Origin of the sequence: Methylacidimicrobium tartarophylax, from assembly GCF_902143375.2 — a bacterium.
Lineage (GTDB): Bacteria > Verrucomicrobiota > Verrucomicrobiia > Methylacidiphilales > Methylacidiphilaceae > Methylacidimicrobium > Methylacidimicrobium tartarophylax.
Map to the genome: position 1 here is coordinate 1 of NZ_CABFVA020000133.1, position 9949 is coordinate 9949.

A 9949-nucleotide genomic window follows, 5' to 3' on the forward strand; every position below is an offset into this window, starting at 1 on the left:
GGCGGGCGAGCCGCGGTCGCCGAAGCGGTGCGGAATCTCGCCGCCAGCGGAGCGCGCCCTCTGGGAATCACCGACAATCTCAATTTTGGAGATCCTTATCGGCCGGAAGCGTTTGGACAGCTTCGGGGAGCGGTCGAGGGGATCGCGGAGGCGTGCCGGGCGTTCGGCCTTCCCGTGACGGGAGGAAACGTAAGCCTCTACAATGAATCCCCCTCCGGCGCGATCCTGCCCACTCCGGTAGTCGCGGCAATCGGTCAGATCGAGCGGGAAGAAGAGATCACCCCCATGGGCTTTCAAAGGGAAGGAGATCGGCTGCTGCTCCTGGGGGGATGGGGTGAGGGGCTTTCCGGCTCGATCTATGCCTGGGACCTTCTCGGTTGGCGGCAGGGGTCGGCTCCCGCAGTCGATCTGGCGCGGGAAATCGCACTTCTGTCTCTGCTTCGGCTGCTCATCGCTCGGGGAGTCGTGCATAGTGCTCATGACCTCTCCGACGGAGGGCTGGCGATCGCTCTCCTGGAATCGTCTCTGGCCGGACCCGGTCGCTTGGGGGCGGAAGTCTCCCTGCCGACGTCGCCGACGGCGGAGGAACTTCTCTTCGGAGAGAGCCAGGGAAGGGTGCTCGTCACCGTGGCTGCTGAGGAAGAGAAGGGGGTCATCGAGGAGTGTGCGCGCCGAGAGATCGCCGTCGAGCCGATCGGACGGGTCGGGGGCTCCTTGCTGCGGCTGGAGCAGGCTCAGGATCGGCTGGAGATCGAGGTGGGGGAGCTTGGACGGATCTGGAGCGGTGCCCTCCCGGGGCTCATGTCCCCCAAGGACGAGTTCGAATAGACAAGAAAGGGCGGGAGTTTATTCCGCGACGGCGGTCGCCACGGGCTTCTCCTTTGGGCAGGGAGCGGGGGCAAGGTAGTCGAGAAAGGACGAGATCACGGCACGAAGGCGATGCCGATGGACGATCTGGTCGATCAAGCCTTTTTCGTAGAGGAACTCCGCGGTCTGAAAGCCCTTGGGAAGCTCCTGGTGCGTGGTTTCCCGGATGACTCGGGCTCCGGCAAAGCCGATCATCGCTTTCGGCTCGGCCAGGATGATGTCTCCCAGGGAAGCGAAGCTCGCCGTCACTCCCGCCATCGTCGGGTTGGTCAAAATCGAGAGAAAGGGGACTCGGGCTCGCTTGAGCCGGACGAGGGCGGCGCTCGTCTTGGCCATTTGCAGGAGGCTGAGCATCCCCTCGTACATGCGGGCGCCCCCGGAAGCGGAGACGATCACGACGGGCTGCCTCTCTCGGGTGCCGCGCTCGATCGTCCGGGTGATCTTTTCGCCCGCGACCGAACCCATGCTTCCGCCGAGGAACTGAAAGTCCATCAACGCAAGGGAGATCGGTTTCCCCTCGATTCGTCCCGCTCCGCAGATCACCGCGTCGGAGAGGCTGCTCTTCTCTCGATAATGGGCGAGCCGGTCGGCGTAGCTTTTGACGCCTTGAAAACGGAGGGTATCGACCGAGGAGAGGGAGGAGTCGGTCTCCCGGAAGCTGTCCGGGTCGAGGAGGAGGGCGATCCGTTCGCGAGCGGGAAGGGCGAAGTGGTGCTGGCAGTGCTTGCAAACCTTCTGATTCTGATCGAGTTCCTTGATATAGAGGATATGCTCGCACTCCGGACACTTCATCCAAAGCCCTTCGGGAATATCGCGCTTTGGGCCGGAGGGGATGCGCGGCGCTCGATGGCGATCGTGATTCTTGTTCATGAAGGAGGGACCGATTCGGCTAGGAGCGCGCAACGGCCAGAACGCAGACCAACCCGGCCCCCGACTCCGAAAGCCGCGCCGCGCACTCCCGTACCGTCGCTCCTGTCGTGATTACGTCATCCACTAGTAGCAGATTTTTGCCGACAAGGTCAAAATTCCTTTGCGGGCGGAAGGCGCCCTCGAGGTTGATCGAGCGTTCGTCACGCGGGAGGGCCGCTTGGGGTGGGGTCGGCCGGACGCGAAGGAGGGCCTTTTGGACGGGAATCCCTTGCCGCTTGCCCAGGAGACGCGCGATCTCCTCCGCCTGATTGAAGCCACGGGATCGCTCTCGAACCGGATGGAGCGGAATCGGAATCAGCGCATCCCAAGGGAAGGTGGCGGCATAGGTTCGGAATCCGATTTCGAGCAGCTCGGCCAGCCAAGGAATCCGATCGATCTGCTTGCCGTACTTGAGCTGCAAGACCGCTCGCTTGACCGCTCCGGAGTAGCGGTAGGGAGCGCGGGCCCAGAGGAAGCTAGGGGGGGTCTCCTGGCAGCGCGGGCAGAGGAGAAATCCCGGTGCGCAGCAGCGGACGCAAAAAGGAGGGAGGTGCTCCCGGAGGGGTCCTTCCTCCGCGCGAGGGGGAAAGAGAAGATCGAGCAGGTCGCCGGCTAGGCGATTCGTCCATGCCGATGCCGTCCAAAGGCGATCCACAGCAAAACTCCCAAAAGGGCAATCACCAAGGGGCTCCACCAGCCCAGGGGCGACCCAGCGGGTCGGGCCGCCAGGCCGTAGAGAAGGGTGACCCAGAGAGCATGGATCCCGATCGGCAGCCAGAGCGCACCGCTCACGAGGTAGGCGGTGGCGAGAGTCGCCCCGGCGGAAAAGAGGAGAAGTCCTTGCAGGTCGAACCAGGAGAACGAGAGGATCGGCGCGAGGTGGGCAGAGAGGAGCTTCCAACCCGAGAAGAGGGTGAGCGGGCCTCCCGTCTCGTCCGGGGCGGCATGCAAATAATGCGCGAGGCAAAAAAGCAGTGCGCTGGCGAGGAGCCCGGGGAGGGGCCCGAGGCTACGCAAAAGGATGGTGAAGAAGATCCCGCGGAAAAGTAACTCCTCGGAGAGGGCAACGAGGAGGCCACGCCCCAGCCAAGCCGCGAAGGAAGCGGGATCGGAGTGGATTCCCGCCGGATGGCCGCCCAGAGCGGAGAGAAGAAGCGGCAGGAGGCAGACTAGGCCGGAAGAAAAACCGAGCAGACATCCCCAAAGGAAGGGGCGGAGGACGGGTCGGGAGAAGCCGACGTCGCTCCAAGAGCAGATGCCCATCTTCTTGCGGAAGGGCAGAAAGAGGAGGAGAGCCGACAGCTCGAGAACGCGGCGAAAGTAACGCCCGGCCGGAGCGGGATACATAGGGTTGAGAAGCGCATGAACGGCTGGGCTCAACAGGGTGGCGGCCAAGAAGATCGCAAGAAGGTAGGCGAGGAAGGCCGGGAGCGGAGAGGAGGAGCGCTCGGGCGAAGGCATGGACGACGGCGAGCATTTGCGGGAAGGCGCCTCTCCCGCAAGAAGAATGGGGGAGATCCGCATGCGAGGAGAAGGGAATTGGGGACCGTTTTGATTTTTTCTAATGCGCGCGCGGTCCCCTGCTCCTATGCTTCACGGGTAGGTGACGACGACGCCGCTGGAATTTGAGAAGCCGATCTGGGAGATGGAGCGCGCCCTGGAAAATCTGAAGGCGCGAGCCAAGGAGAATCCGGGCGATTGGAAGGAAGGGATTGCCAGTCTGGAACGGAGACTGGGCGAGGCACGCCACTCGGTTTACGCCAGCTTGACCGCCTGGCAGCGCGTCCAGATCGCACGCCATCCCCAGCGGCCTTATACCCTCGACTTTTTGGAGAGGTTGGCCCCGGGGTTCCTCGAGCTCGGAGGCGACCGGGCGTTCGGCAACGATCCCGCGATGATCGCCGGCTTGGCCACCTTCGGCGGACGGAGGGTGGCTTTCGTCGGGCAACAAAAAGGGCGGAACCTGAAAGAGAATCTGCGGCGCAACTTCGGCTGCCCCCATCCGGAAGGTTATCGCAAGGCGCTTCGCGTGATGCGGCTGGCGGCCACCTTTGGGCTCCCGATCGTGACGTTTATCGATACGCCGGGAGCCTATCCCGGGGTAGGCTCGGAAGAGCGCCATATCGGACAGGCGATCGCCGAGAACCTGGCCGAGATGTCGCAAATGCCCGTGCCGATCGTGGCGGTGGTCTTGGCGGAAGGAGGGAGCGGAGGCGCCCTCGGCATCGGAGTGGCCGACCGAATCCTGATGTCGGAAAATGCGTATTATTCGGTCATTTCCCCGGAAGGGTGTGCAGCGATCCTTTGGGAGAGCCGCGCCCATGCTCCTCAAGCGGCTGAAGCCTTGCGGCTGACGGCCCAGGATCTCCACCAGATGGGGTTGATCGACCGGATCTTCCCGGAGCCGGAAGGAGGCAGCCATCGGGATTGGGAGAAGGCGGCGCAGTTTCTGGAGAAGGCGCTGATCGACACGCTCGATGAGATCTGCGGCCGGAACAGCGAGGATCTGCTCGGTGAGCGGTACGAGAAGTTTCGCCGCTACGGGGTCTGGAAGGAAGACGAGAACGGTTCGGTCTGACCTGCCTTTCTTACGAGCGTTCTCCTGCGGCTTGCCCAGTGGATCGGCTTGGCAGGCACTCTCGCCGGGTTTTGCCTCCTTGCGGCATGTCTTTGGCTTCCTTCCGCTTCCGTAGACCTCGCCTTGGCTTCCCGGCCATTTGTTTCGCATCGGGTACGAACTTTGTGAGAAATGCAGGCGAATCGCCGCAGCGGCGGGCGGGAGGATAGAAAAATAGTTGAGGAAGAGGTCGTCTGGGCGTCCTCTCAGGGAGGGAAATATGCGTTTTGCCATCGTGGCGAGCAGTTATCACAAGGAGTATTGCGACGCCTTGGTTTCGGAGGCGGAAGCCGAGTTGCAGGGGCATGAGGTTACGTTCTGTCGGGTTCCGGGAAGCTTCGAGATTCCGCTCCAGGTCAAGCGGCTCGCCCACACAGGACAGTACAATGCGATCCTGGCCTTGGGCGTAGTCTGGCAGGGAGAAACTCTGCACGCGCAGGAAATTTTGCGTGCGGTGACCGACAGCCTCATGAGGATCGCTCTGGAAGAAGATGTTCCGGTGATCCACGAGGTGCTCTCCGTCAAGAGCGAAGCCGAGGTTCGGGAGAGAACCATGGGCGAGCTTTCCCGCGGAAGGGAAGGGGCCCGCACGGCGCTTGCCGTGGCCGAACTGACTCACGGAAGTTGAGCAGTCGGCGAAGGAGGAACGTGTCAGAGGGCCCGTGGGAGCTTGGGATGGCTGCAAAGAAGGGAAGCATGTCGCCGAGGAGAACGGCCCGGATCCGGGCCGTGCAATTTCTGTATCAGTGGGGAATCCGGCAGCAGCCGGCTTCCCGCGAAATCCTGGAGGACTTTTGGGCGCTGAGTCCAGCCAGCGCATCCGTTCGCCGGTTCGCCGAGGATTTGATCCTGGGCGCGATCGATCATGTCTCTTCTCTGGATGAGCGGATCGAGGAGTATGTGGAGAATTGGCAGATCGAGCGATTGGCGGCGGTTGATCGGAGTATTCTCCGGGTGGCTCTCTATGAGCTCTTCTTCCGGGGGGAAATCCCCCCGGTCGTCTCGGTGAATGAAGCCGTGGAGGTGGCGAAGCAGTTGAGCAGCGAAGAGTCGGGGAGATTTGTCAACGGAGTCCTCGACCGAGCGCTGCGCGACGTGAACCGGCCGCTTCGAGCGATTCAGGATGGAGGAGGAGAAGCGTGAAGACCTTTTGGCGGAAATTGGTCGAAAAGTTTACGCCGGGAGCAGGAGAGAAGGTCGACTGGGAGGCGCTGCTGCTCGAGGCCGATTTGGGATTGGCACTGACCGAGAGGCTGACCCGGCTGTTGAGCGACGAGGGTCTGACCCGTAAGCCAAGGGAGGCAGAAGAGCGGATCCGCCAGGAGCTGCGAAGGATTCTCACCGCTCACACCCCGAAGGTTGCGAACCCGGAGAGGCCCGAAGTCATTTTGCTCGTCGGGGTCAATGGCGGAGGGAAGACGACGACGGCGGCAAAGCTGGCCTTTCTCCACGGGAAGGAAGGAAAGCGGGTCGTGCTGGCGGCGGCGGATACCTTCCGGGCTGCCGCGGTCGAGCAGTTGGAGATGTGGGCTCGGCGGATCGGCTCGCGCTTCGTGGCCGGGAGCCCCGGAGCAGATCCGGCGAGCGTGGCCTTTCGGGCGCATCTGCAGGCGGAAGAGGAGAAGGCGCAACTGCTCATCGTCGATACGGCGGGCCGCCTCGCCACCAAAAGCAACTTGATGCTGGAGGCGGGAAAGATCCGGAGGACGCTCGCCAAGCGGGATCCCGAGGCCCCCCATCACGTCTGGCTCGTGGTCGACGGCACGGTAGGAACCAACGCCCTTTCGCAGGCAGCGGAGTTTCATCGGGCGGTCGGGCTTTCCGGGCTGATCGTGACCAAGCTGGATGGCTCCGCCAAGGGCGGGATGATTGCGGCAGTCCAGGAAGAGCTGGGCATTCCCACGGTCTTCGTCGGGACAGGGGAAAAGGTCGAGGATCTTGAGAGCTTCGATTCCGAGCGGTATGTCGAAGAGTTTTTCGGAGGCTGACGCCCGCTGGATGCGGAGAGCCTTGGCGCTGGCCCGCAAGGGGCTTGGCACGGCAAGTCCCAATCCGGTGGTGGGTGCCGTGCTGGTCCGCGAGGGGAAGGTTCTGGGCGAAGGATTCCACCGGCGCGCCGGGCTCCCTCACGCGGAAGTCGAAGCGATCGAGGATGCTCACCGGAAGGGGAATCTCCCGAAGGGAGCCACTCTCTATGTAACGCTGGAACCCTGTTGCACCACGGGGCGGACGCCGCCCTGCGTCGATCGGATCCTCCGGGAGGGGATTGCGCGGGTCATCGTGGGAATGGTCGATCCGAATCCTCTTCACCAAGGGCGAGGTCTTGCCCTGCTCGCAGGCGAGGGAGTCGAGGTCGCGCAGGATCTGCTCGAAGAGGAGGCGCGGGATCTGAACCGTCCGTTTGTTCGCTGGATCAGTAGCGGCCGACCGTGGGTCGTGCAGAAGAGCGCTTCCTCCTTGGACGGACGGATCGGCACGCGAACCGGGGATGACCGGTGGCTCAGCGGCCCCGCTTCCCGCCGGATGGCCCACCGGCTGCGGTGGGAGTCCGACGCAATCTTGATTGGAGCGGAAACCGCCCGACGGGACGATCCGGCGCTGACCGTCCGTTTGCCGGGCAGGAAAGGCAAGCCGCAGCCGTGGCGCGTCGTGGTCAGTCGATCCGGACGGCTGCCGGAGGAGCTTCGCCTCTTTACCGATTCCGTTCGGGCACGCACGCTGGTCTTCCAAAACTTCCCGTTGCCCATGCTCCTTAAGGAGCTTGGTCGGCGGGGGGTCTTGCGGGTCTTGGTCGAAGGGGGCGGAAAGCTTGCGGGAAGTCTTTTGGCCGAAGGACTCATCGATGAGGTCGCTCTCTTCCTTTGTCCGATGATCCTCGGGGAGGGGCCGTTATCGGTCGATTCACCTCATCGTCTTCTGGGTGCGCATTTTCGGTTGAAGGAGCGCAAGCGGTTGGGCGACGATCTCTTCTTTCGAGGGATTCGGATCGATTACGAAGGCAACGAAGCGGGTTGAGCGGATCGGGGAGGGAGGCGCGTGCATCGTCGAGTTTTCAAGGAGAGCCGTGAATCGGAAATCGGGAGCCTCCTCCTTTCGGAAGGCGTGATTCGCCAGAGGGTTAAAGCTCTCGCGGCCGATATTCACACCGCCTATTCCCCGGTCCCGTTCACGATCGTCGGCCTGCTCAACGGCAGCCTTCTCTTCACGGCCGATCTCTTGCGGGAACTGCCGCCGGAGACGGAGGTCGTGTTCTGGCGGGTGAAGAGTTACCGAGGAACCCTTTCGAGCGGCAACCCGGAGGGATTGGAGGCGGAAGGAGGGGAGTTTGCTGGTCGCCGGGTACTCGTGGTCGACGATATCCTCGATAGCGGCTGCACCCTCTCGGCGGTGGAGAAGCGGCTCCGCGCCCTGGGCGCCTCCTCGGTGGAGTATTGTGTCCTCCTAGCAAAGCAGAGAGCGCGTCCTCCCGGGTTTCCGGTTCCCCGTTGGGTCGGCTTCGAGATTCCGGATCGGTTCGTCGTCGGCTATGGACTCGATTACAACGGGCGCTATCGCGGCCTAAGCTCGATCCGGATGCTCGAGGAAGAGAAGATTCTTCCTGGGGGCGCGGAAAGTGCGGGGTAGGGTGTCCTTCCGGTGAGCCGGGATACGGGCGGGAGATCCGTCAAAGTTTATGGCCAGGCGTAGTGGGGTATAGTATGGGACTATCTAAGGAGAGACCAGGATAGGAGATGAGCCTCAAGTTTTGCCGACTCTGGTTGCAGAACTGGAAGAACTTCCTCGAAGTAGAGGTCGATATCGGAGATCGGCTCTTTCTGGTCGGCCCGAACGCTTCGGGGAAGTCGAATTTTCTCGACGCTTTTCGCTTTCTTCGGGATCTCGCACTGCCCGGAGGCGGCTTTCGAGAAGCCATCGACCGGCGCTGGGGCGTGAGCGCGATTCGCTGCTTGTCCGCCCGCCGCAATTCGGACGTCGAAATCCGCGCATCTCTGCAGGATACCGGTGGAGATCGTTGGGAATACCAGCTTGCCTTCAACCAGGACAAGCAACGTCCTCCTGCCGTGAAGAAAGAAAGGGTCGAGCACAACGGAGAAGTGGTGCTCGACCGGCCCAACGACGAGGACAAAAGGGATTCCGAGCGACTGACGCAAACCTATCTCGAGCAGGTCAATGTCAACCAGCCGTTCCGGGATATTGCCTTTTTTTTCGCTTCGATCCGCTACTTGCACATCGTCCCGCAGCTCGTGCGGGAGCCCGACCGCTCGGTGGGGAGGACGAACGACCCGTTCGGAGGCGATTTTCTCGAGCAGATCGCCAAGACCCAGGAACGGACCCGCAATGCTCGGCTGGGGAGGATCCGGAAAGCTCTTTCGGGCGCGGTTCCTCAACTCGTCGAGATCAAGATGGAGCGGGATGCAAAAGGGACGCCGCACCTTCACGGCAAGTATGAGCACTGGAGACCGCAGGGGGCTTGGCAAGAGGAGAACCAGTTTTCGGACGGGACCTTGAGGTTGATAGGACTTCTCTGGGCCATCCTCGAAAAAGGGGGACCCCTGCTGCTCGAGGAGCCCGAGCTTTCCCTTCATCCGGGGATTGTTCGAGTTTTGCCTCAAATGCTCGCTCGAGCGCAGCGACAGACGGGGCGGCAGATCTTCCTGAGCACCCATTCCCAAGACTTGTTTACGGACGAAGGCATAGGATTGGACGAAGTGCTCCTACTTCGGCCCTCCGCCGAGGGCACCGAGGTAAAGCTGGCGGCCGAATTTCCGGAGATCAAAGCGCTGCTCGGAGGAGGAAGCAACCTCGCCGAAGCGATTCTTCCGAAGACGGGGCCAACCGAGCCGGAACAACTGTTCTTGGCCCTCGATCCTTGACGATGTCCGTCGGGAGCACCATCTGCGCTACGGTCGAGGGCTCTGTCGATGAGGCCGTCGCGAAAAAGCTGATCGCGCACGTTGGAGCAAGCCCCGGCGAGATTTACATCAAACATGGGAAGACCAATGTCCGAAAGGGGCTCAACGGCTACGTCACGGCCGCACGTTACAAACGTTGGATGGTTCTGATCGATCTCGACCAAGATGCCGATTGCGCTCCGTTGTTACGGAAGGATTGGCTTCCTGCGTCCGAGCCCCGGTTCTGCTTTTGCGTGGCCGTGCGGGCCGTAGAAGCCTGGTTGCTTGCCGATGCGATCCATATCTCCCGCTACTTGGAAATCGATCAGACTAGAATCCCGTCGAATCCGGAAGAACTGCCCGACCCGAAGGCAGCGGTGGTGGAGCTTGCCGGCGGTTCGAGGAATCGAAAAATTCGCACGGACATGGTTCCACGTCCAGGAAGTGGGAGAAAGACCGGACCGCTTTATCCGTCGTTTATGACCGAGTTTATTTGTCGCCTCTGGCGGCCGGACCGAGCGGCCGAGCGTTCGGAGAGCCTCCAATACGCGATCGAGCGACTGAGGAGGCTCTAGTCTGCATGTCTCACAAAGTTCGTACCCGAGGCGCGGCGGATGGGCCTGGATGCAAGGCGGGCTGCAGATTTTCTCCCGGAGCTGTATGA

At 62.2% G+C, this 9949-nt stretch carries 12 protein-coding genes; 9 read left to right on the top strand and 3 right to left on the bottom strand.

Translation table 11 applies throughout. From position 1 onward, the window contains the following. On the top strand, positions 1-828 hold an 828-nt coding region (locus MAMT_RS11105; protein WP_246186673.1), incomplete at its 5' end, for an AIR synthase-related protein. A gap of 18 nt (positions 829-846) precedes the next feature. On the opposite strand, the gene accD is transcribed toward MAMT_RS11105, so the two are convergent. The 3 genes from accD to MAMT_RS11120 are packed head-to-tail and all read right to left on the bottom strand — an operon-like array spanning position 847 to position 3237. Then, the gene (gene accD, locus MAMT_RS11110) at positions 847-1737 is read right to left on the bottom strand and encodes an acetyl-CoA carboxylase, carboxyltransferase subunit beta (RefSeq protein WP_142661090.1); all 891 of its coding nucleotides are present in this window, start codon (positions 1735-1737) and stop codon (positions 847-849) included. A 19-nt stretch (positions 1738-1756) separates the two neighbouring features. After that, a complete protein-coding gene (locus MAMT_RS11115; RefSeq protein ID WP_142661091.1) occupies positions 1757-2431 on the bottom strand; it encodes a ComF family protein in 675 nt (224 codons plus the stop codon). Further along, positions 2389-3237 carry a CPBP family intramembrane glutamic endopeptidase gene (locus MAMT_RS11120; protein WP_178087097.1) on the bottom strand — a complete coding sequence of 283 codons (849 nt, stop codon included), beginning with the start codon at positions 3235-3237 and terminating at the stop codon, positions 2389-2391. Before MAMT_RS11120 ends, MAMT_RS11115 begins: the two co-directional genes overlap by 43 nt. A gap of 142 nt (positions 3238-3379) precedes the next feature. Here MAMT_RS11120 and MAMT_RS11125 point away from each other — a divergent pair, with 142 nt between their 5' ends. The 8 genes from MAMT_RS11125 (at position 3380) to MAMT_RS11160 (ending at position 9860) form a co-directional block, all read left to right on the top strand. Next, a complete protein-coding gene (locus MAMT_RS11125) occupies positions 3380-4354 on the top strand; it encodes an acetyl-CoA carboxylase carboxyltransferase subunit alpha (protein WP_142661093.1) in 975 nt (324 codons plus the stop codon). Between the two features lie 259 nt (positions 4355-4613). Beyond that, entirely contained in the window at positions 4614-5021 is a 408-nt protein-coding gene (gene ribH / locus MAMT_RS11130; RefSeq protein WP_142661094.1) for a 6,7-dimethyl-8-ribityllumazine synthase, read from the top strand. Between the two features lie 68 nt (positions 5022-5089). Next, a complete protein-coding gene (gene nusB / locus MAMT_RS11135) occupies positions 5090-5536 on the top strand; it encodes a transcription antitermination factor NusB (protein WP_178087098.1) in 447 nt (148 codons plus the stop codon). Beyond that, positions 5533-6381 (top strand): signal recognition particle-docking protein FtsY, encoded by an 849-nt coding sequence (gene ftsY / locus MAMT_RS11140; RefSeq protein WP_142661096.1) that lies wholly within the window; start codon positions 5533-5535, stop codon positions 6379-6381. Before nusB ends, ftsY begins: the two co-directional genes overlap by 4 nt. After that, positions 6332-7408, top strand: coding sequence for a bifunctional diaminohydroxyphosphoribosylaminopyrimidine deaminase/5-amino-6-(5-phosphoribosylamino)uracil reductase RibD (gene ribD / locus MAMT_RS11145; protein WP_142661097.1), 1077 nt, complete (start codon positions 6332-6334; stop codon positions 7406-7408). The genes ftsY and ribD overlap by 50 nt, the downstream gene beginning before the upstream one ends. A 21-nt stretch (positions 7409-7429) precedes the next feature. Next, positions 7430-8017: a phosphoribosyltransferase gene (locus MAMT_RS11150; protein ID WP_142661098.1), complete on the top strand. Its 588-nt coding sequence runs from the start codon at positions 7430-7432 to the stop codon at positions 8015-8017. Positions 8018-8124: 107 nt separating this feature from the next. After that, positions 8125-9267 (top strand): AAA family ATPase, encoded by a 1143-nt coding sequence (locus tag MAMT_RS11155; RefSeq protein ID WP_142661099.1) that lies wholly within the window; start codon positions 8125-8127, stop codon positions 9265-9267. A 2-nt stretch (positions 9268-9269) separates the two neighbouring features. Continuing rightward, positions 9270-9860, top strand: coding sequence for a hypothetical protein (locus MAMT_RS11160; RefSeq protein WP_142661100.1), 591 nt, complete (start codon positions 9270-9272; stop codon positions 9858-9860). The last annotated feature ends 89 nt before the right edge of the window (positions 9861-9949 follow it).